This window comes from Pigmentiphaga sp. CHJ604, assembly GCF_036972535.1.
Classification (GTDB): domain Bacteria; phylum Pseudomonadota; class Gammaproteobacteria; order Burkholderiales; family Burkholderiaceae_B; genus Pigmentiphaga; species Pigmentiphaga daeguensis.
The window spans coordinates 1,985,348-2,005,764 of the sequence record NZ_CP136998.1 but is presented as its reverse complement, the minus strand read 5'-3'; the positions used below and the strand labels follow the sequence as shown (position 1 = coordinate 2,005,764).

17 protein-coding genes are annotated in these 20,417 nt (G+C 67.4%); 13 read left to right on the top strand and 4 right to left on the bottom strand.

Features of this window, described 5'->3' with window-relative positions:
* Position 1: 1 nt before the first annotated feature.
* Positions 2–1,360, bottom strand: a complete 1,359-nt coding sequence (locus tag R4823_RS09685) for a tryptophan--tRNA ligase (RefSeq protein ID WP_087841791.1) — start codon at positions 1,358–1,360, stop codon at positions 2–4.
* Positions 1,361–1,479: 119 nt separating this feature from the next.
* Between R4823_RS09685 and R4823_RS09680 the strand changes: the two genes are divergently transcribed.
* Entirely contained in the window at positions 1,480–1,695 is a 216-nt protein-coding gene (locus R4823_RS09680) for an RNA-binding S4 domain-containing protein (protein WP_087841792.1), read from the top strand.
* Between the two features lie 37 nt (positions 1,696–1,732).
* Here R4823_RS09680 and polA read toward each other — a convergent pair whose 3' ends face one another.
* Entirely contained in the window at positions 1,733–4,453 is a 2,721-nt protein-coding gene (gene polA / locus R4823_RS09675) for a DNA polymerase I (RefSeq protein WP_338618485.1), read from the bottom strand.
* Here polA and R4823_RS09670 point away from each other — a divergent pair.
* The 5 genes from R4823_RS09670 to infA all read left to right on the top strand — a co-directional run bounded on the left by R4823_RS09670 (position 4,452) and on the right by infA (position 8,153).
* Positions 4,452–5,243 (top strand): TIGR00730 family Rossman fold protein, encoded by a 792-nt coding sequence (locus tag R4823_RS09670; RefSeq protein ID WP_338618484.1) that lies wholly within the window; start codon positions 4,452–4,454, stop codon positions 5,241–5,243. The genes polA and R4823_RS09670 overlap by 2 nt on opposite strands.
* A gap of 85 nt (positions 5,244–5,328) precedes the next feature.
* Positions 5,329–6,297: a homoserine kinase gene (locus R4823_RS09665; RefSeq protein WP_338618483.1), complete on the top strand. Its 969-nt coding sequence runs from the start codon at positions 5,329–5,331 to the stop codon at positions 6,295–6,297.
* 77 nt (positions 6,298–6,374) lie between these two features.
* The gene (locus R4823_RS09660) at positions 6,375–7,160 is read left to right on the top strand and encodes a BPSS1780 family membrane protein (protein WP_132980403.1); all 786 of its coding nucleotides are present in this window, start codon (positions 6,375–6,377) and stop codon (positions 7,158–7,160) included.
* A 247-nt stretch (positions 7,161–7,407) separates the two neighbouring features.
* Complete coding sequence (locus R4823_RS09655; RefSeq protein ID WP_087841797.1) at positions 7,408–7,611, top strand: cold-shock protein; 204 nt, start codon at positions 7,408–7,410, stop codon at positions 7,609–7,611.
* Positions 7,612–7,886: 275 nt separating this feature from the next.
* Positions 7,887–8,153 (top strand): translation initiation factor IF-1, encoded by a 267-nt coding sequence (gene infA / locus R4823_RS09650; RefSeq protein WP_087841798.1) that lies wholly within the window; start codon positions 7,887–7,889, stop codon positions 8,151–8,153.
* 40 nt (positions 8,154–8,193) lie between these two features.
* On the opposite strand, the gene R4823_RS09645 is transcribed toward infA, so the two are convergent.
* Entirely contained in the window at positions 8,194–10,482 is a 2,289-nt protein-coding gene (locus tag R4823_RS09645) for a UvrD-helicase domain-containing protein (RefSeq protein ID WP_338618475.1), read from the bottom strand.
* Between the two features lie 178 nt (positions 10,483–10,660).
* On the opposite strand from R4823_RS09645, the gene leuS reads away from it, so the two are divergent.
* The 7 genes from leuS (at position 10,661) to R4823_RS09610 (ending at position 18,831) form a co-directional block, all read left to right on the top strand.
* Positions 10,661–13,321, top strand: a complete 2,661-nt coding sequence (gene leuS, locus R4823_RS09640) for a leucine--tRNA ligase (RefSeq protein ID WP_087841800.1) — start codon at positions 10,661–10,663, stop codon at positions 13,319–13,321.
* On the top strand, positions 13,321–13,875 hold the full coding sequence (lptE, locus tag R4823_RS09635; RefSeq protein ID WP_087841801.1) for an LPS assembly lipoprotein LptE: 555 nt from the start codon (positions 13,321–13,323) through the stop codon (positions 13,873–13,875). Before leuS ends, lptE begins: the two co-directional genes overlap by 1 nt.
* Positions 13,876–14,074: 199 nt before the next feature.
* Positions 14,075–15,109, top strand: coding sequence for a DNA polymerase III subunit delta (gene holA, locus R4823_RS09630; protein ID WP_087841802.1), 1,035 nt, complete (start codon positions 14,075–14,077; stop codon positions 15,107–15,109).
* A gap of 34 nt (positions 15,110–15,143) precedes the next feature.
* Positions 15,144–16,403, top strand: coding sequence for a glutamate-5-semialdehyde dehydrogenase (locus tag R4823_RS09625; protein WP_338619147.1), 1,260 nt, complete (start codon positions 15,144–15,146; stop codon positions 16,401–16,403).
* 100 nt (positions 16,404–16,503) lie between these two features.
* Positions 16,504–16,926, top strand: a complete 423-nt coding sequence (locus R4823_RS09620) for a CopD family protein (protein WP_087841804.1) — start codon at positions 16,504–16,506, stop codon at positions 16,924–16,926.
* 12 nt (positions 16,927–16,938) lie between these two features.
* Positions 16,939–18,438, top strand: coding sequence for a THUMP domain-containing protein (locus R4823_RS09615; RefSeq protein WP_087841805.1), 1,500 nt, complete (start codon positions 16,939–16,941; stop codon positions 18,436–18,438).
* A gap of 201 nt (positions 18,439–18,639) precedes the next feature.
* On the top strand, positions 18,640–18,831 hold the full coding sequence (locus tag R4823_RS09610; RefSeq protein WP_132980396.1) for a hypothetical protein: 192 nt from the start codon (positions 18,640–18,642) through the stop codon (positions 18,829–18,831).
* Between the two features lie 133 nt (positions 18,832–18,964).
* Here R4823_RS09610 and adeC read toward each other — a convergent pair whose 3' ends face one another.
* Positions 18,965–20,416, bottom strand: a complete 1,452-nt coding sequence (adeC, locus tag R4823_RS09605; RefSeq protein WP_338618467.1) for an AdeC/AdeK/OprM family multidrug efflux complex outer membrane factor — start codon at positions 20,414–20,416, stop codon at positions 18,965–18,967.
* Position 20,417: the final 1 nt, after the last annotated feature.

The window sequence follows — 20,417 nt, the reverse complement described above, 5'->3', positions numbered from 1 at the left end:
CTCAATCGGCTGCCAGCGCGCGCAGCTCGGCGGCCAGCTTGTCCAGCGCGGCATCGCGGCCGGCGGCATCCGCGAAGCGCGAGCCGCGCGCGACCACCGCGCCATCGACCTCCAGCACGTAGGAGTCGCCTTCCGCCCGGATCGCCTTGGCCGGGTCGGGCAGCGCGCGCAGCTGCTTGATGACCGCTCCGGCCGCCTGCGCGTCGGCATGGGCCTCGGACAGCAGCAGGTCCTGTCCGTCGGCCGCCAGGAAGCGGAAGCGGAAGCGCCCGTCATCGTCGCGGAAGCTGACGAAACGGGCCTGCTTGCCCGCCTTCTTCTTCGCGGGCTGCGCCGCCGGCGACGCACGCGGGGTGTCCAGCCCCACGGCGGCCCGCAGTTCGGCCAGGAACGGCCCGCCGATGGCGCGCGCCTTGCGGGCGCCTTCCAGCAGGATGTCCTCGATCTCGTCGGGACGGGCCATCAGGGTGTCGTAGCGCTCGCGCATGGGCCCGATTTCGCGCTCGATGCGTTCGTACAGCGCCTGCTTGGCGTCGCCCCAGCCCAGGCCGTCTTCCAGCGAACGCCGGAACGCGGCGGCCTCGCCCTCGTCGGCGAAGGCCCGGTAGATCGTGTAGAGCTGGGAGTTGTCCGGATCCTTGGGTTCGCCCGGCAGGCGCGAATCGGTCACGATGCGGCCGATGGCCTCGCGCAAATGCCGGGAGCCGCCCTCGAACAGGGGAATGGTGTTGTTGTAGCTCTTGGACATCTTGCGCCCGTCCAGGCCCGGCAGCGTGGCCACGGCCTCGTCGATCTGCACCTCGGGCAGCACGAACAGTTCGCGGCCGCCGCCGTACAGATGGCTGAATCGCTGGGCGATGTCGCGCGCCATCTCGATGTGCTGGATCTGGTCGCGGCCCACCGGCACGCGATGGGCGTTGAACAGCAGGATGTCGGCCGCCATCAGCACGGGATACGAGAACAATCCCATCGTCACGCCGGCGTCCGGGTCTTCGTTGTCGGCCACGTTCTGGTCCACCGCCGCCTTGTAGGCGTGGGCCCGATTCATCAGGCCCTTGGCGGTGACGCAGGTCAGCAGCCAGCACAACTGGGGGATCTCGGGCAGGTCGGACTGCCGGTAGAAGGTGACGCGCCGGGGATCGAGGCCGGCGGCCAGCCAGGTCGCGGCGATCTGCAGGCGCGAGCGCTGCAGGCGGACGGGATCCTCGCACTTGATGAGCGCGTGGTAGTCGGCCATGAAGAAGAAGGCATCGTTGTCGTCGTTGCGGCTGGCCAGGATGGCGGGGCGGATGGCGCCCACGTAGTTGCCCAGGTGGGGCGTGCCGGTGGTGGTGATGCCGGTGAGGATGCGGGTTCTCATGGGTCGAAGCGCGACGAGCGGGAAGATGGAACGTAGAGCCGCAGTGTACCTCCCGGGGCCATGGGATGCCCGGGCATGGCGGATAATGGCGGATTGCCTTTCATGTTCCCAGGACTGTCATGTCTTCGATCACGTTCACGCTGACGGGCGAGTTTGTGCCGTTGTGCGATTTGCTCAAGCTCACGGGGCTTGCTGACTCGGGAGGGGCGGGGAAGGCGCTGGTTGCGGCGGGGGTGGTGAAAGTGGATGGGAAGGTGGAATTGCGCAAGACGTGCAAGATACGGGCCGGCCAGGTCGTGGAAATGGACGGGGCGCGGATCCTGGTCCAGGGCTGATGACAGCGCCTGGACCGCCCCGCTCCGCTTCACCCGCTCAGTGCGCCTGTTCCCACGTATAGCCCGTGCCCACCTCGGCCACCAGCGGCACCTTCAGCTCGGCCACGTTGCACATCATCTCGGGCAGGCGGTGGGCGACGATTTCGCTTTCCTCGCGCGGAACTTCCAGGACGAGTTCGTCGTGCACCTGCATGACCAGGCGCGCGCCCAGCCGGTCGGCGTCCAGCCAGTCCTGCACGGCGACCATGGCCATCTTGATGAGGTCGGCGGCGGTGCCCTGCATGGGGGCGTTGATGGCGGCACGTTCGGCGGCCTGGCGGCGGGGGCCGCTGCCGCCGCGGATCTCGGGCAGCCACAGGCGGCGGCCGAAGACGGTTTCGACGTAGCCCCGCTCGCGCGCCTGTTCTCGGGTGTCGTCCATGTAGCGCGCCACGCCCGGGTAGCGGGCGAAATAGCGGTCGATGTAGTGCTTGGCGGCGTCGCGCGTGATGCCCAGGTTGCTGGCCAGGCCGAACGCGCTCATGCCGTAGATGAGGCCGAAGTTGATGACCTTGGCGTAGCGGCGCTGTTCGGCGTTGACCGCCTCGGGCTGGACGGCGAAGATCTCGGCCGCCGTGGCGCGGTGGATGTCCTCGCCGCGCGCGAAGGCCGACAGCAGGTTTTCGTCGCCGGAGATGTGGGCCATGATGCGCAGTTCGATCTGCGAGTAGTCGGCCGACATGATCAGATTGCCCGGCTCGGCCACGAAGGCCTCGCGCACGCGCCGCCCCTCGGGCGTGCGCACCGGGATGTTCTGCAGGTTGGGATCGCTGGAGGCCAGCCGGCCCGTGACCACGGCAGCCTGGGCGTAGCTGGTGTGCACGCGCCGGGTCCGGGCATTGATCATCTTGGGCAGCTTGTCGGTGTAGGTGGACTTGAGCTTGGCCAGGCCGCGGTAGCTCAGCAGCGCCTGCGGCAGCGGATAGTCCTCGGCCAGCTTGCTCAGCACGTCCTCGTCGGTGGACGGCGCGCCGCCCGCGGTCTTCTTGACCACCGGCAGCTGCAGCTTGCCGAACAGGATCTCGCCCAACTGCTTGGGCGAGTTCAGGTTGAACGGCTGGCCGGCCAGCTCGTAGGCGCGCTGCTCGAGCACCAGCAACTCCTGGCCAATGGCATGGCTCTGGCGGGCCAGTTCCTCGGGATCGATGCGCACGCCGTTGCGCTCGACGATGGTCAGTACCCGCGACACGGGCAACTCGATGGCGTAGATGCGCGCCAGGCCGGCGTCGGCCTCGATGCGCGGGTACAGCGTGGCATGCAGCTGGAGCGTGTAATCGACATCCTCGCAGGCATACTGGGTGGCCACGTCGATGGCGACTTCGTCGAAGCAGAGCTGGTTGACGCCCTTGCCGCATACGTCGACGAAGGACAGGCCCTTGCGGCCCAGCCAGCGCTGCGACAGGTCGTCCAGCGACACGCTGCGGTGCGACTCCAGCACGTAGGCTTCGAGCATGGTGTCGTGCGCCACGCCGCGCAGCGCCACCCCGGCGTTGGCCAGGACGTGGGTGTCGTATTTGGCGTTGTGCAGCAGCTTGGGGGCGTCGGCGTTCTCCAGCCAGGGCGCCAGGCGCGCCAGCACTTCGTCCCTGGGCAATTGCTCGCCTGCGTCCGGGTGCCGATGGGCCAGCGGGATGTAGCAGGCCTCGCCCGGCCTGACCGCGATGGACAGGCCCACCAGCCGGGCCTCCATTTCCACCAGCGAATCGGTCTCGGTATCCAGGGCGACCAGCGGCGCCGCCTGGATGGCGGCCAGCCAGCGGTCGAAGGCGGCCCAGTCGCTGACCGTCTCGTAGTTCACCGTTTCCGGCGCGGCCGGAGCATCCGCCTGCACGCGTGAATCGCCCTCGGGAATGCGGGACTCGTCGCCCGTCAGTTCGCGCAGCCAGGTGCGAAAGCCGTAGCGTTCGTACATGACCTCGAGCTTCTCGCGGTCGGCCTCGCGCATGGTGAGCGCGTCCAGGTCGGGAATGTGGGCGCTCAGGTCGCAGTCGGTGCGGATGGTGATCAGGGATCGGGTCAGCTCGAAATTCGGGATCGCCGCGCGCAGGTTGGCGCCCGCCACGCCCTTGACGGTGTCGGCCTGCGCCACCAGTTCCTCCAGCGTGCCATACTGGGAGAGCCATTTGGCCGCCGTCTTGGGTCCGACCTTCTCCACGCCGGGCACGTTGTCGACCGAATCGCCGATCAGCATCAGGTAGTCCACGATGCGCTCGGGCGGCACGCCGAACTTCCTCACCACCCCTTCGGCATCCAGCGTCTCGGCGGTCATGGTGTTGACCAGCGTCACGTGGTCGTTGACCAGTTGCGCCATGTCCTTGTCGCCGGTGGAAACGATGCTGTGTATGCCCTGCTGCGCCGCGCGCAGGGCCAGCGTGCCGATGACGTCGTCGGCCTCGATCCCTTCGATGGCGAAGACCGGCCAGCCCTGGGCCCGTATGGCCTCGACGATGGGCCCGACCTGGCGCGCCAGGTCTTCGGGCATGCTGGCCCGGGTGGCCTTGTACTCGGGATAGAGCTCGTCGCGGAAGGTCTTGCCCGGCGCATCGAAGATGCAGGCGAGGTAGTCTGCCTTATGATCGTTCAGTGCGCGGCGCAGCATGTTCAGCACGCCGTACAGCGCGCCGGTCGGTTCCCCTTGCGCGTTGCGCAGGTCCGGCAGGGCGTGGTATGCGCGATAGAGGTAGCTGGACCCGTCCACCAACAGCAACGTCTTGATCATGATCAAACACAGAGAAATCGAAATAGGCAAGGAAACCCACGACAGCGGGAACGTCCCGAAGAAACCCGGACGCATCCCCGGCCTGCGAGATGTGGTGAGCGTGGAACGCGCCACCGCCACCAAGGCACGGGAGTCATGGCATGTGCTGGGGATTATGTCAGAGTTCTTCGAGGCGTCCGAACGCCTGGCGCAGATCCGGCCGGCGGTCAGCATCTTCGGCAGCGCCCGCATCCCCGCCGGCGACCCTCGCTACGAAATGGCCGAGCTGATCGCCCGCAAGCTGTCCGAGGCCGGTTTCTCCGTCATTTCGGGCGGCGGCCCGGGCATCATGGAGGCGGCCAACAAGGGCGCCTACGAGGGCCCCAGCCCCAGCGTCGGACTGAACATCGAACTGCCCCACGAGCAGTCGAACAACGCCTACCAGAACATAAGCCTGTTCTTCCGCCACTTCTTCCCGCGCAAGGTGGCCTTCGTCAAGTTCACGTCGGCGTACGTGGTGCTGCCGGGAGGCTACGGGACGCTGGACGAGCTGTTCGAGGCGCTGACGCTCGTGCAGACCAACAAGAGCCGGAAGATGCCCATCATCCTGGTCGGCTCCGAATACTGGCGGGGACTGGTGGACTGGATCCGCGCCCAGCCGCTGGCGCAAGGGCTGATCTCGCCCAACGATCCCGACCTGCTGCAGGTGATCGACGACCCCCAGGCCATCGTCGATGCCATCTTCGATTTCTACCAGCACGAGGGCTTCACCCAGTCCCCGGGCGAGCGCGAGCGGCTGCTGAACCTGTAGCACGCGCCACGGACGGGCCGGCGGCGGGGACGATGACGCTAGAATGCGGGGTAATCGTCGATACCCGCCCTCATCCCGCTTATCCATGGCCGTATTCACCCCCGTCACCGAAACGGATGCCCGCGCTCTGCTTGCCGACTACACGCTGGGCGAGTTGCGCGCCCTGCGCGGCATCCCTTCCGGCATCGAAAACACCAACTACTTCCTTACGACCAGCCAGGGCGAATACGTGCTGACCCTGTTCGAGCGCCTGACGCGCGAGCAGCTGCCGTTCTACATCGACCTGATGACCCATCTGGCCGAACACGGGATTCCCGTCCCCCACCCCCAGGCGACCCGCGACGGCCGCCGGCTGGCGGAGCTGAACGGCAAGCCTTGCACCATCGCCACCCTGCTGCCGGGCAAGTGCGAGATGTCGCCCCAGGCCGCCCACTGCGAGCAGGTCGGCGCCACGCTGGCCCGCATGCACCTGGCCGGACGCGACTTCCCGTCGGTGCAGCCCAACCTGCTCGGGCTCGCCTGGTGGCAGCAGACCGCGCCCGTCGTCGCCCCCTACCTGGACCCGGCCGCGGCGGCCATGCTGCGCGACGAAGTGGACGTCCAGACGGCGTTCGCGCAGACCGATGCCTGCCGCGCGCTGCCGCAGGGTCCCGCGCACTGCGACCTGTTCCGCGACAACGTCCTGTTCGCCGGCACGCGCGAGGCGCCCGTCCTGGGCGGTTTCATCGACTTCTACTTCGCCGGCTGCGACACCTGGCTGTTCGACCTGGCGGTGTGCGCCAACGATTGGTGCATCACCCACGCCAGCGGCGCATTCCGCCCCGAGCTTGCCCAGGCGCTGCTGGGCGCCTATGCCCGGGTCCGGCCACTGACGGACGCCGAGCGCGCCTCGTGGCGCACCGTGCTGCGGGCCGCCGCGCTGCGCTTCTGGATGTCCCGCCTGCGCGACTTCCACCTGCCGCGTCCGGCGCAGACGCTGACCCCGCACGACCCCACCCATTTCGAACGCATCCTGCGCCTGCGGCGCGATGGCGACCTTTTTCCGCTTCCCTGAACCATGACACACGCTTCCGACCGGCACGCGCCGACGAGGACCCACGCACACATCCCGCATACGCAGGGAGGCCGCTGATGCAAGCCGCTTCCCTTGCACCCAGTGCCGGCTGGCAATGGGCGCGCGACGGACTCGCCCTGTTCCGCCTGCAGCCCATGGCGATGTTCACCTGGGCCTTGACCGTGGGCTTCATGGTCCTGGTGGCCAGTATCCTGGCCCCCATCGGCCCCTTGCTGTTCGTCGTCGGCATGCCGGCGATCACGGTCATGACCCTGGAGGCCTGCCGCGCCATCGAGCAGGGCCGCACCGTGCTGCCCCTGCGCCTGTTCCTGGTGCTCAAGGCTCCGGGCTTGTTCAAGAAGCTGCTGGCGATGGGTGCCCTGTACGTGGCCGCCGTGCTGGCCGCGGGCCTGGTCGCCTTCCTGCCCTTCGCCGACGGCCTGAGCGAAGCGATGTCCGGCCTGTCTTCGGATGACGTCGGCGGCGTCCTGGCCGCCATGCGTGCCCCCATCGCCCTGTTCGGCATCTTCTACGTCATCATCGCCGGGCTGTTCTGGCATGCGCCGGCGCTGGTCGCCTGGCACCGGCTGGGCATCCGCAAGGCCCTGTTCTTTTCCGGCATCGCCTGCTGGCGCAACAAGGGCGCGTTCCTGATGTACGGCGCGACCTGGCTGCTCGTGGTGCTGGCCCTGGAACTGGGCGGCGGCCTGCTCGAGGCCGTCGGCCTGTCGCCGACGATTTCCGGGCTGATCCAGATGCCTTTCAATTTCGTCGCCGCCGCGGTCCTGTATTGCAGTTTTTATCCTACTTACACCAGCGTATTCGGAGCGCCGCCCGCCCCGGGTTTCGGCAACGGTACGTAAGGGATTTTGCGGGTGATTTTCTCAGTGAAAACCCGGGACTTCGCCCACGCCGCCGGCATTTTCCGGTTCAATCCGGCAAACGCGGTTGACGGGCACAACGATAGCCCGTATAACGGCGGGGCATGATTTTCAAGAGTACGAGTTGCTGTACAAAATCGCTTACCACTGCGGTACGGTTGTTCATGGTCTCCATCCTTGATTGTCTTGCTTACATTCGTTTGGTTTTTTCATTTCAAGGATAAACACCATGGAAACCGGTACCGTCAAATGGTTCAACGACGCCAAGGGTTTTGGCTTCATCACGGCTGATTCGGGCGGCGACGACCTGTTCGCCCACTTCTCCGAAATCCGTGTGGACGGATTCAAGACCCTGCAGGAAAACCAGAAGGTTCGTTTCGAAGTCACCGTTGGCCCCAAGGGCCGCCAGGCTTCCAACATCCAGCCCGTATAAGCTATAATCAGCTTATCCGCCGAAACCCCCGCTTGCGGGGGTTTTTGTTTTTGCCTGGAAGAAAAGCTCCCGCCAGGGGGCCATCCCCAGCTTCCGCGACACGGCAAACCCAAACCCAGGCGGCAGCCACTACGCCCCGGCCTTGCAACGGCTTCGGCGTTTCACCGCGAACTTCCCCGTCATCGATGGCGCCTCGCGCCACCTTGCCGCATGCCATGGCGTCGCCATGGCCGAAGCTCGCATTTATGCATTCGCATGCACAGGAGGAATTGACCATGGCGAATAAGGAAGAACTGATCGAAATGGAAGGCATCGTTGCCGAAGTGCTGCCCTCGACCAGCTTTCGCGTCACGCTGGAAAACGGCATGGAGGTTGCCGCCTACGCATCGGGCAAAATGCGCAAGCACCGCATCCGTATTCTGGCCGGCGACCGGGTCACGATGGAACTGTCTCCATACGACCTGACCAAGGGGCGCATCAGCTTCCGCCACAAGGACGGCCCGTCGCCCGCCCCCGGCCACCGCCCGCAGCGGCGCAACTGACATGCCGCGACAGGCGTGCCGCCACAAAGCCTGAAGCTGCTCAGACCGGATCGAGCTTGGCCATGGCGAGCGCCAGCGTCTTGGTTCCCACGCCGCCGAAATTGACCTGGACCTGGGCATCCTGGCCACTGCCCATGAGGCTGACGATGACCCCTTCGCCGAACTTCGGGTGCGCCACGCTCTGGCCCACCTTGAAGGTGCGCCCGTTGACCTCGGCCCCGGCATCGGACGTGCGGCGGCTCGAATAGCCCTCGGACGAGCCCACATAGGGCGCGTCCTTGGCCGGCCGCGAAAAGCCGCCGCGCTCGGACTCGTCGCCCCAGGCGGCGCGTCCCCAGCCCCCGGCGGTATCCACCGCCTTGGCCCGGCCGTTGCGCGGCGTCAGCCACTTCAGCGACTCCTCGGGCACCTCGCTCAGGAACCGGGACCGCATGTTGTAGCGCGTCTGGCCATGCAGCATGCGCGTCTGCGAGAAGCTCAGGTACAGGCGCTCGCGGGCGCGCGTGACCGCCACGTACATCAGCCGCCGCTCTTCTTCCAGCCCGGATTGCTCCAGGACGCTGTTCTCGTGCGGGAACAGCCCTTCCTCCAGCCCGGTGATGAAGACCGCCTCGAACTCCAGCCCCTTGGCGGCGTGCACGGTCATGAGCTGGACCGCATCCTGCCCTTCGCTGGCCTGGTTGTCGCCGGCCTCCAGCGCCGCATGCGACAGGAAGGCCGCCAGCGGGGACGGCAGTTCGACGCCGGACTCGGGCAGCGTCTGCGCCAAGGCGCCGGCATCGGCCAGGCCATAGCCGTCCTCGGCGGCGAAGGCGGCCGCCGCGTTGACCAGTTCCCGCAGGTTCTCGATGCGCTCGGCGCCTTCTTTTTCCTGCAGGTAGTGCTGGATCAGGCCGCTGGCCTCGATCACGTGGTCCACGATCTCGTGCAGCGGCAGATTCTGCGTCTCGAAGCGCATGCGGTCGACCAGGCTCGCGAACTGGGCCAGATTGTTGCCGCCCCGGCCGGGCACCTGGCTGACCGCCGAATACAGGCTGCAATTGTGCAGGCGGGCGATGTCGGCCTGCTGCTCGAGCGTGCGGGCGCCAATGCCTCGTGCCGGGAAATTCACCACGCGCATCCAGGCGGTGTCGTCGTGCGGGTTCTCCATCAGGCGCAGGTAGGCCAGCGCGTGCTTGACCTCCTGGCGCTCGAAGAAGCGCAGGCCGCCATAGACCTTGTACGGGATGCCCGACGAGAACAGCGCATGTTCCAGCACCCGCGACTGGGCGTTGCTGCGGTACAGGATGGCGATCTCGCGGCGCAGCCTGCCCTCGCCCACCAGCGAGCGGATCTCCTCGATCACCCACTGGGCTTCCTGGGTGTCGGACAGCGCCTCGTACACGCGGATGGGCTCGCCATGCCCCTGGTCGGTCCACAGGTTCTTGCCCAGGCGGCCGGAGTTGTTGCGGATCAGGGTGTTGGCCGCATCCAGGATATGTCCGTGCGACCGGTAGTTCTGCTCGAGCCGGATGACCCGCTCGTGGGCGTATTCCCGCTCGAATTCCGCCATGTTGCCGACGTTGGCGCCGCGGAACGCATAGATCGACTGGTCGTCGTCGCCCACGGCGAACAGGGCCGCGCCGCCGCCTGCCAGCAGCTTGAGCCAGCGATACTGCAGCCGGTTGGTATCCTGGAACTCGTCCACCAGGATGTGGCGGAAGCGGTGCTGGTAGTGCTCGCGAATGGGCGCGTTATGGGTCAGCAGCTCGTAGCAGCGCAGCAACAATTCGGGGAAGTCGACCACTCCCTCGCGCTGGCACTGGGCATCGTACATGCCGTAGAGCTCCACCATCTGCCGGTTGAAGCTGTCGTAGGCCTCGACCTCGGTGTGGCGCAGCCCCTCTTCCTTGGCGGCGTTGATGAAGTGCTGCACCTGGCGCGGCGGGTATTTCTCGTCGTCCACGCCCGCGCCCTTGAGCAGCCGCTTGATGGCCGACAACTGGTCGGCCGTGTCCAGGATCTGGAAGGTCTGAGGCAGCCCGGCATCGCGGTAATGCGCGCGCAGCATGCGGTTGCACAGGCCGTGGAAGGTGCCTATCCACATGCCGCGGGTGTTGATGGGCAGCAGCGCGCTGATGCGGGTCAGCATCTCGCGCGCGGCCTTGTTGGTGAAGGTGACCGCCATCAGCCCGTGCGGGCTGACCTGGCCGGTCTGGATCAGCCAGGCCATGCGCGTGGTCAACACCCGGGTCTTGCCGCTGCCGGCGCCAGCCAGCACCAGGGCGTGGCGCGGTTCGATCGTGACGGCGGCGTGTTGGGGGGGGTTGAGATTGTCGAGCAGGGACATGGGCGCAATGCTGGGAATGAGAGAGTGCGGCAGGCAGTCTAGCACCGCTGGCCCAGGAGGGCCCCGCCTGCTTCTATAATGAGGGGTTTAGCCGGCCGGCTGCCCCGCGCGAGCCGGCCCAGGCCCGCGGCCATGGCGTCATCGCCGCGCCAGAATACCCTAGACCAGCCCGGAACCCATGCAGGAACGCTACGCTCCCAACGAGATCGAATCCGCCGCCCAGAAGCACTGGGAAGCGACCAACGCCTACCTGACGGTAGAACACGCGAAGAACCCCGACGGCTCGGAAAAGCCCAAGTTCTACGCCTGCTCGATGCTGCCCTATCCCAGCGGCAAGCTGCACATGGGCCACGTGCGCAACTACACGATCAACGACGCCATGTACCGGCAGTTGCGCATGAAGGGCTACAACGTCCTGATGCCCATGGGCTGGGACGCCTTCGGCATGCCGGCCGAGAACGCCGCCATCAAGTCCAAGGTGCCGCCCGCCAAGTGGACCTACGACAACATCGCCTACATGAAGAAGCAGATGAAGGCGATGGGCCTGGGCATCGACTGGTCGCGCGAAATGACCGCCTGCGACCCGCGGTACTACAAGTGGAACCAGTGGCTGTTCCTGAAGATGCTGGAAAAAGGCATCGCCTACCGCAAGACCCAGGTGGTGAACTGGGATCCGGTGGACCAGACCGTGCTGGCCAACGAACAGGTCATCGACGGGCGCGGCTGGCGCTCGGGCGCGCTGGTGGAAAAGCGCGAGATCCCCGGCTACTACCTGCGCATCACCGATTACGCCGAGGAACTGCTGGACGAGGTCAAGAACAACCTGACCGGCTGGCCCGAGCGCGTGCGCCTGATGCAGGAACACTGGATAGGCAAGAGCGAGGGCACGCGCTTCGCCTTCACCCACGACATCCGCGACGCCGCCGGCCAGTTGATCCAGGACGGCCGCATGTACGTCTTCACGACGCGCGCCGACACCATCATGGGGGTCACGTTCTGCGCCGTCGCGCCCGAACACCCCCTGGCCCTGCACGCCGCCGCCACGGATCCCGCCCTGGCCGCCTTCATCGAGGAATGCCGCAAGGGCGGCGTAACCGAGGCCGAGCTGGCCACGCGCGACAAGGAAGGCCTGCCGACCGGCCTGACCGTGGTGCATCCGCTCACGGGCGAGGCTGTGCCGGTCTGGGTCGGCAACTACGTGCTGATGAGCTATGGCGACGGCGCGGTCATGGGCGTTCCCGCCCACGACGAACGCGACTTCGCGTTCGCCAGGAAATATGGCCTGCCCATCAAGCAGGTCATCGAGGCCGAAGGCCAGGTCTTCTCCACCGACGCCTGGCAGGAGTGGTATGGCGACAAGCAGGTGGCACGCACGGTGAACTCCGGCAAGTACGACGGCCTCGGCCACCAGGCCGCCGTCGATGCCATCGCGGCCGACCTCGCGGCCAAGGGCCTGGGCGAGAAGCGCACCACCTTCCGCCTGCGCGACTGGGGCGTTTCGCGCCAGCGCTACTGGGGCACGCCCATTCCCATCATCCACTGCGAGGCCTGCGGCCCGGTGCCGGTGCCCGAGAAGGACCTGCCGGTCGTGCTGCCCGAGGACCTGATCCCGGATGGCAGCGGCAACCCGCTGGCCAAGAGCGAATCGTTCCTGAAGTGCGTCTGTCCGCAATGCGGCAAGCCCGCCCGGCGCGAGACCGACACCATGGACACTTTCGTGGACTCGTCCTGGTACTTCATGCGCTATACCTCGCCCGGCAACGACGCCGCGATGGTCGACGAGCGCAACGACTACTGGATGCCGATGGACCAGTACATCGGCGGCATCGAGCACGCCGTGCTGCACCTCTTGTACGCCCGGTTCTGGACCAAGGTGATGCGCGACATGGGCCTGGTCAAGTTCGGCGAACCCTTCGTCAAGCTGCTGACGCAGGGCATGGTGCTCAACCACATCTATTCGCGCAAGAACGAAAAGGGCGGCATCGAATACTTCTGGCCCAACGAGGTCGAGAACCTGTACGACGCCAAGGGCGCCATCGTGGGCGCCAAGCTCAAGGCCGACGGCTCGCCGGTGGATTACGGCGGCGTGGGCACGATGTCCAAGTCCAAGAACAACGGCGTCGATCCGCAGTCGCTGATCGATACCCAGGGCGCGGACACGGCCCGGCTGTTCGTGATGTTCGCCAGCCCGCCCGAGCAGACCCTGGAATGGTCGGGCTCGGGCGTGGACGGCGCGCACCGCTTCCTGCGCCGCCTGTGGTCCTTCTGCCATGCGAACCGCGAACGCATCCAGGCGGCGCTGGGCCGCCCCGCCCCGGCCGACTGGTCGTCCGCCAGCCAGTCCGTGAAGCTGCTGCGCCGCGACGTCCATGCCATCCTGAAGCAGGCCGACTACGACTACCAGCGCATCCAGTACAACACCGTGGTCTCGGCCAGCATGAAGCTGCTGAACACGCTGGAGGATGCCAGGCTCGACGGCGAGACCGGCGACGCCGCGCTGGCCGAAGGTACGCGCATCCTGCTGTCGGTGCTGTATCCCATCGTGCCGCACCTGACCTGGCAGGCCTGGCGCGACCTGGGCTATGCCCAGGTCCATGGCGACCTGCTGGACGCGCCGTGGCCCGAGCTGGACGAGGCCGCGCTCGTGACCGACGAGGTCGAGCTGATGCTGCAGGTGAACGGCAAGCTGCGCGGTTCGCTGTCGGTGCCCAGCAGCGCCGACAAGGCCGCCATCGAAGCCCTGGCCGTCGCGCATGAAGCCGTGGGCCGGTTCCTCGAGGGGCGCCAGCCCAAACGCGTTATCGTTGTCCCTGGCAAACTCGTCAACGTGGTGGGCTGATGCAGCAAACGAGCTCGAAGTCGCTACCCCTGGGCGCCGCCTCTCACGGCCGGCGCCGTTTCCTTCGCCTGGCTGCCGCGACAGGCGGAATGGCCGCGCTGGCGGGCTGCGGCTTCGCGCTGCGGGGCACGGCCGACCTGCCCTTTTCCACGCTCTACATCGGCGCCGCCGACACCTCCGAGCTCGGCGCGCAATTGCGCCGCTACGTGCGCAACACGACCAATACGCGCATCGTCGAGGATTCCAAGGCGGCGGAAGCCCAGTTGCAGATCCTGCAGGAGACGCGCGAACGCAGCATCCTGTCGCTGGACGCCTCGGGCCGCGTGCGCGAATTCGAGCTGCGCTACCTGTTCGCCTTCCGCGTCCACGACGGCAAGGGCCAAGACTACATCCCGCCCACGACCATCGCGCTCAAGCGCGACCTGACCTTCAGCGACGCGAATACCCTGGCCAAGGACTCCGAAGCCAACCTGCTGTATCGCGACATGCAGAACGAAGCCGTGCAACAGGTGCTGCGCCGCATGGCCGCGGTCGAGTCCAAGCAGCCCAGTTGATGAAGAAGATGAGGCCCCCCCCTACGCGCTTCGCGCGCCCAGAATGGTGTGCCCCCAGCCGCTACGCGGCAGCCCCCAAGGGGGCCGGGACCCGCCTTGGGGCGGCCCGGCGTCGGGTCCCGAGGGGCGATGCTGGCGGACCGGCGGAGCCGGATCCGCGGCATCCAGGATCGCAGCGACGGTCCGCCGGAGGCACCCTATGAGGCAATTGCGTCCAGAACAACTGATTGCCCAGCTTCAGCGGGCGGGCGAGCAGCTGGAACCGCTGTATACGGTGACCGGCGACGAGCCCCTGCTCGTGATCGAGGCTTGCGACGCCTTGCGGGCGGCGGCCACGGCTGGCGGCTTCACGGAACGGGAAACGGTGGTGGCGGATGCCCGCAGCGACTGGAATGCGCTACTGAGCGCCTCGCAGTCGATCTCGCTGTTCGGCGATCGCCGGCTGCTGGAGCTGAAGATCCCGACCGGCAAGCCCGGCAAGACCGGGGGCGAGGTCATCGCGCGGCTGGCCCGGCAGGCACCGGGCCAGCGGGGCGAGAGCGTCACGGTGGTGATGCTGCCCAAGCTGGACAAGACGACCCGCTCGTCGGCCTGGTTCTCGGCGCTGGCCGAACACGGCATCGTCGTGGACGTGCCCACCATCGAACGGCCGATGCTGCCCGGCTGGGTGGGCGAACGGCTGGCTCGGCAGCAGCAGCGCGCCGGCGCCGAGGTCCTGCAATGGCTGGCCGACCGCGTCGAGGGCAACCTGCTGGCCGCGCACCAGGAAATCCTCAAGCTGGGCCTGCTGTATCCGGAAGGCGCGCTGACGCTGGAACAGGTGCAGGACGCGGTCATGAACGTGGCGCGCTACGACGTATTCAAGCTGCGCGACGCCATGCTGGCGGGCGACGCCAAGCGCGTGGTGCGCCTGATCGAAGGCCTGCGCGCCGAGGGCGAGGCCCTGCCGCTGGTGCTGTGGGCGGTGGGCGAGGAAATCCGCCTGCTGGCCCGCCTGGCCCAGGCCGGCCAGCAAGGGCAAAGCGTGCCGGCGCTGATGCGCACGCTGCGCTTTTTCGGCACGCATGAACAATTGGCCAACCAGGCACTCAAACGGCTGACGCCCCAAGCCTGGACCGCCGCCGTCCACCACGCCCACGAGGTGGACAAGATCATCAAAGGACTGCGTGTTCCGGGACGCCTCCCGGATCCGTGGCACGAAATCACGCGGCTGGCGCTCAGGCTCGCGGCCTGAAGCGCCCCGCCCCCTGCGATTCATACGGATGGATATCTCTACGCTCGACCAAACCATGCGCCGGATCGGCGCCAGCGCCCGCGCCGCCGCCCGATTGGTCGCCCGCGCCGACGACCGTGCCAAGGCCGCGGCGCTGCGCGCCATGGCCGCTGGCCTGCGCGACCACAAGGACTGGCTGCAGGCGGAAAACGGCAAGGACCTGGAAGCGGCGCGGGCGAATGGACTGGACGCGGCCATGGTCGACCGCCTGACGCTGTCCGACAAGGCCCTGGGGCTGATGGCCGCCGGCCTGGAGCAGATCGCCGCCATGCCCGATCCCGTGGGCGAACTGACCGAGACCCGTACGCGGCCCAACGGCATGCAGGTGGCGCGCATGCGGGTCCCGCTGGGCGTCATCGCCATCGTCTACGAATCGCGCCCCAACGTCACCATCGACGCCGCCGCGCTGTGCCTGAAGTCGGGCAACGCCACCATCCTGCGGGGGGGTTCCGAGGCCATCCATTCCAATACCGCGTTGGGCCGCATCGTGCGCGCGGGCCTGGAAGCCGCCGGCCTGCCCGCCGACGCCGTGCAGGTGGTCGAGACCACCGACCGGGCGGCCGTGGGCAAGCTCGCCACCATGACCGAGTTCGTGGACGTCATCGTCCCTCGGGGCGGCAAGGGACTGATCAAGCGCCTGTCCGAGGAAGCGCGGGTGCCGGTCATCAAGCACCTGGACGGTATCTGCCACGTCTACGTCGACCGCGACGCCGACCTGGCCAAGGCCCACACCATCGCGTTCAACGCCAAGACCTACCGTTACGGCATCTGCGGCGCGATGGAAACCCTGCTGGTCCATGCCGGCGTGGCCGGGGCCTTCCTGCCCCCGATGGGGCAGGCGCTTGCCGGACACGGCGTCGAAATGCGGGGCTGCGAGCGCACCCTCGCGCTGGTGCCGCAGGCCGTGCCCGCGACCGAGGAAGACTGGGACACGGAATACCTGGGCCCCATCCTGTCGATCAAGGTGGTGGACGACCTGGACCAGGCCATCGGCCACATCGAGGCCCATGGCTCCCGGCACACCGACTCCATCGTCACCGAGAACCTGTCCGCCGCCCGCCGCTTCCAGCGCGAGGTCGATTCGAGCTCGGTCTACGTCAACCTGCCGACCTGTTTCGCCGACGGCTACGAATATGGCCTGGGCGCCGAGATCGGCATCTCGACCAACAAGCTGCACGCCCGTGGGCCGGTCGGGCTGGAAGGGTTGACCACGCTGAAATGGATCCTGACCGGCGACGGCCAGACGCGGGGCTGATGCCGCGCGCCCTGCCATGCGGCGGATGCGGCCCGTTGGCCCGTCCCGCCGTCCGATTCCGCCGCCCTCGCGGCACGCATGCATCGACAAGGAAGCGCCTATGCTGTGGGTAAAAGCTTTTCACATCGTCTTCGTCGCCTCGTGGTTCGCCGGCCTGTTCTACCTGCCGCGCATCTTCGTCAACCTGGCGCAGGAAACCAATGCCGCCGCGGCCACGCGGCTGCTGGGCATGGCGCGCCGGCTGTTCCGCTTCACCACCATCCTGGCCGTGCCGGCCGTCCTGCTGGGCCTGTGGCTGTATGTGGGCTATGGTATAGGCCGCGGCCCCGGCAACGGCTGGATGCACGCCAAGCTGGCCGTGGTCGTGCTCGTCATCGGCTACCACCATGCCTGTGGCAGCCTGCTGCGCAAGTTCGAGGCCGGCCGCAACGCCCGGTCCCACGTGTTCTACCGCTGGTTCAACGAGGTTCCCGTGCTGCTGTTGCTGGCCGCCACGGTTCTCGTTGTCGTCAAACCCTTTTGATTGGCCCAAGTCTTGTCCGATACTCCCGAGCGCAAGAAACCCACGCTTTCCCTTCCCAGCCGTCCGCGGCAGTCCGGCGCCCCGCAGGATGCCGACCGGCGCGTCCGCTCGGGCCCGCGCGCCCACCGCGTGGCGCGGGCAGCGCTAGAAAGCGGCAAGCAGCCCACCGCGGCGGACGCACCGAGGGACGACGTCCCGGTCCGTCAAAGCCGTGAAGGCCGTCCCTCGGGGAAACCGCCGGCATCCGTGCCGGGCGACAATCGGGACCGGCGGCGACGCGACGACGAGCCTGGCGCGCGCCCGCGCGAGCGGCAGGCAGGCCGCCCGGCCCCCACGGCCGAACCCCGGCCCCGCGGCGCGCAGGCCGAGACCTTCGCCATGTTCGCGCCCTGCCCGCAGGGCCTGGAACAGGCGCTGGTCGACGAACTGCATGGGCTGGGATACGACGACGCCTACGCCGGCCGCGCCGGTGCCCATTTCACGGCCGACTGGAACGGCATGATGCGTGCCAATCTGGAATCGCGGCTGGCCACACGCGTCCTGGTCCGGGTCGCGCACGGCGCCGTGCGCGACGAGGACGAACTGCTGGAACTGGCCCGGGCCACTCCCTGGGAACGCTGGTTCGGCGCCGAGCAGACCCTGCGCGTGGATACCTCGGCCGTGCGCAGCCCGATGAAAAGCCTGCAATTCTGCAATCTGCGGGTCAAGGACGGCATCTGCGATCGCCTGCGCGAACTCGAGGGCGAACGTCCCAGCATCGATACCGTCCGGCCCGATGCGCGCGTGCATGCCTTCCTGGACGAAACCAGCGCCACGCTCTACCTGGACACCTCCGGCGAATCGCTGTTCAAGCGCGGCTGGCGTCTGGACAAGGGCGAGGCACCGCTGCGCGAGAATCTCGCGGCGGGCTTGCTGGCACTGTCCGGCTGGCCCGCCGACGTGCCGCTGATCGACCCCTTCTGCGGCAGCGGCACCATCCTGATCGAGGCGGCGCTCAAGGGATTGCGCGTGCCGCCCGGCATCTCGCGGCCCTTCGCCTTCGAGCGCCTGCGCGGCCACCAGGACCGCCGCTGGCGCGACCTGAAGGATGACGCCCGCGCCCGCATCCTGCCCGAACTACCCATGCAATTGGCCGGCGCCGACATCGATCCGCGCGCGATCGACGCGGCGCGCGAGAATGCCCACCGGGCGGGATTGACCGAAGACGCGGTCTATTTCGAGGTGGCCGATGCGCGCGACACCTGCCCGCTGGACGAACGCGCCGGCTGGCTGATTACCAATCCCCCCTACGGGGAACGCCTGGACCTGGAGGAAGACCGCCAGCTCTGGTCGGAGTGGGCCAGCACGCTCAAGCGGGAATTCGGCGGCTGGCAGTTGCACGTCATCACCAGCGACCTGGAACTCCCCCGCAAGCTGCGCCTGGACCCGTTCCGGCGCACGCCCGTCTACAACGGCGCGCTGGCCTGCCGGCTGTTTGGTTTCCAACTGGTCAAGGGCAGCTTCCGCCGCTGAACCTTCCTCCGGCGCCGTCAGGCGCCATTTTTCTGCCCTGTTGAGTGATTTATAAACATCCAAACTGAGGCTGGAGGGCAACACTTGACCGCTCATTCATGCTGCGATGCGACAAAGGCTTGCCTTATCCTGGGGTTTCCCCTAATATAGGGTTATCACCTAGGGGATAGCACCTAGGCAACCACTGTAAAGGATACAGCCATGAAATACGTTCAAGACAGCAAGCTGACCGACACGCTCGAGCGCGAACTGATCCGTGGCGAACTGGCCAACGAATTCGAACAGCCCCGTCCGTTCGAAGCCCTGCGCGCCGCGGCCAAGCAGGTTCTGAACCTGATCGCCGACCTGAAGGCGAACGCCCGCCGCTACAACGTCCAGTACGTCAACGGCTGATCGCAGCTCATGCGGTGCCCCGGCAAGGGCGTCCCCGTTCGCGGGAGACGCCCTTTGTTCATTCCGGGACCAGGCATGGACGGATGAAATGTCGACGGGTTGAATGACAAGGGGCGCCGCAGCGCCCCTTGTTTCATTGCACGGTAGAGGTTGGCGCCGCCTTGGCGGCCACCGTGTTCTCTTCCCAACCGCCCCCCAGCGACTTGTACAAGCCCACCAGGTTGTTCAGGCGCTGCGTGCGCGCCTGCAACAGGCTTTGTTCGGCGGTGAACAACGCGCGTTGCGCATCCAGCAGCTGCAAATAGCTGTCGACCCCGTTGCGATACCGCATGTCGGACAGTTCCAGGCTGCGGCGGGATGCATCTACCAGAGTCTGTTGCGACTGGATCTGCCGATCGAAGGTACCCTTGGCGTCGAGCGCGTCCGCCACTTCCCGGAAGGCCGTCTGGATCGTTTTCTCGTACTGGGCCACCGCGATGTTCTTGCGGGCTTCGGCCAGGTCGAGGTTGGCCCGGTTGCGGCCACCGTCGAAGATGGGCAGGCTGATCTGAGGCGCGAAGCTCCAGGCCAGTGAGCCGCTGTCGAACAGCCCGGACAACTGGCTGCTGGCGGTTCCGAACGCGCCGGTGAGCGAGATCCTGGGGAAGAACGTGGCCCGGGCGGCACCGATATTGGCATTGGCACTGCGCAATTGCTGCTCGGCCGAGCGGATGTCGGGCCGGCGCTCGATGAGGTCGGACGACAGACCGACCGGCACGTCGGCCAGCAACGCCTGCTCGCTCAGCGGTCGCGGCGCGGGCAGGTCGGCCGGCAGGGGCTGGCCGATCAGCAACACGATCGCATTGGTGGCCTGGGCCCGGTTGCGCTCGGCGATGGCCTGCTCGGACAGCGCGCTCTGCACCAGCGACTCGGCCTGCTGGAGCTCAAGCTCGGAAGCCGCGCCGGCGTCGTAGCGCAGTTTGATCAGGTTGTACGAATCCTGCCGGGTCTTCAGCGTACGCTGGGCCAGCGCCAGCAGTTCGTCGCTGGAGCGCTCGTTCAGGTAGGCATTGGCCAGCTGGGCCACCAGGCTGATCTGCGTGCTGCGCCGTGTTTCCTCGCTGGCCAGGTACTGCGCCAGCGCGGCCTGGCTCAGGCTGCGGACGCGGCCGAACAGGTCCAGTTCGAACGCCGTCACGCCCAGGTTCACCTGGTACTGGCTGCCTATGGTCGAGCGGCCGGAGTACGACAGGTCGCCGGGCGTACGCTGGCGCGTGCCGTTGGCGTTGGCATTGACGCCGGGGAATTGGTCGGCGCGCGTCACGCCGTACTGGGCCCGGGCCGCTTCGATGTTCAGCACCGCCACGCGCAGGTCGCGGTTGTTCTCCAGCGACAGCGCGATCAGCCGTTGCAGACGTTCGTCGCCGAAGAACTGGCGCCAGCCTATGTCGGCCGTGGCCGGCTGCGAGCCGGCCGGCGCGGCGCCGTGGGCGGAGAAATCCGCCTCCACCGGTGCCGCCGGGCGCTCATAGGTCGGGATCATCGAGCATCCCCCCAGCAAGGCGGCGACGGCCACCGCCACGAGTGAGTATGCGGGTCGTTTCATA

Bases quoted from the DNA above. Each gene is read 5' to 3' on its own strand.
- R4823_RS09610 (WP_132980396.1), top strand. From the start codon at position 18,640: ATGAAATACGTTCAAGACAGCAAGCTGACCGACACGCTCGAGCGCGAA.
- R4823_RS09680 (WP_087841792.1), top strand. From the start codon at position 1,480: ATGTCTTCGATCACGTTCACGCTGACGGGCGAGTTTGTGCCGTTGTGC.
- R4823_RS09620 (WP_087841804.1), top strand. From the start codon at position 16,504: ATGCTGTGGGTAAAAGCTTTTCACATCGTCTTCGTCGCCTCGTGGTTC.
- infA (WP_087841798.1), top strand. From the start codon at position 7,887: ATGGCGAATAAGGAAGAACTGATCGAAATGGAAGGCATCGTTGCCGAA.
- R4823_RS09645 (WP_338618475.1), bottom strand. From the start codon at position 10,482: ATGTCCCTGCTCGACAATCTCAACCCCCCCCAACACGCCGCCGTCACG.
- holA (WP_087841802.1), top strand. From the start codon at position 14,075: ATGAGGCAATTGCGTCCAGAACAACTGATTGCCCAGCTTCAGCGGGCG.
- R4823_RS09660 (WP_132980403.1), top strand. From the start codon at position 6,375: ATGCAAGCCGCTTCCCTTGCACCCAGTGCCGGCTGGCAATGGGCGCGC.
- R4823_RS09665 (WP_338618483.1), top strand. From the start codon at position 5,329: ATGGCCGTATTCACCCCCGTCACCGAAACGGATGCCCGCGCTCTGCTT.
- polA (WP_338618485.1), bottom strand. From the start codon at position 4,453: ATGATCAAGACGTTGCTGTTGGTGGACGGGTCCAGCTACCTCTATCGC.
- lptE (WP_087841801.1), top strand. From the start codon at position 13,321: ATGCAGCAAACGAGCTCGAAGTCGCTACCCCTGGGCGCCGCCTCTCAC.
- leuS (WP_087841800.1), top strand. From the start codon at position 10,661: ATGCAGGAACGCTACGCTCCCAACGAGATCGAATCCGCCGCCCAGAAG.
- R4823_RS09670 (WP_338618484.1), top strand. From the start codon at position 4,452: ATGATCAAACACAGAGAAATCGAAATAGGCAAGGAAACCCACGACAGC.
- R4823_RS09685 (WP_087841791.1), bottom strand. From the start codon at position 1,360: ATGAGAACCCGCATCCTCACCGGCATCACCACCACCGGCACGCCCCAC.
- adeC (WP_338618467.1), bottom strand. From the start codon at position 20,416: ATGAAACGACCCGCATACTCACTCGTGGCGGTGGCCGTCGCCGCCTTG.
- R4823_RS09655 (WP_087841797.1), top strand. From the start codon at position 7,408: ATGGAAACCGGTACCGTCAAATGGTTCAACGACGCCAAGGGTTTTGGC.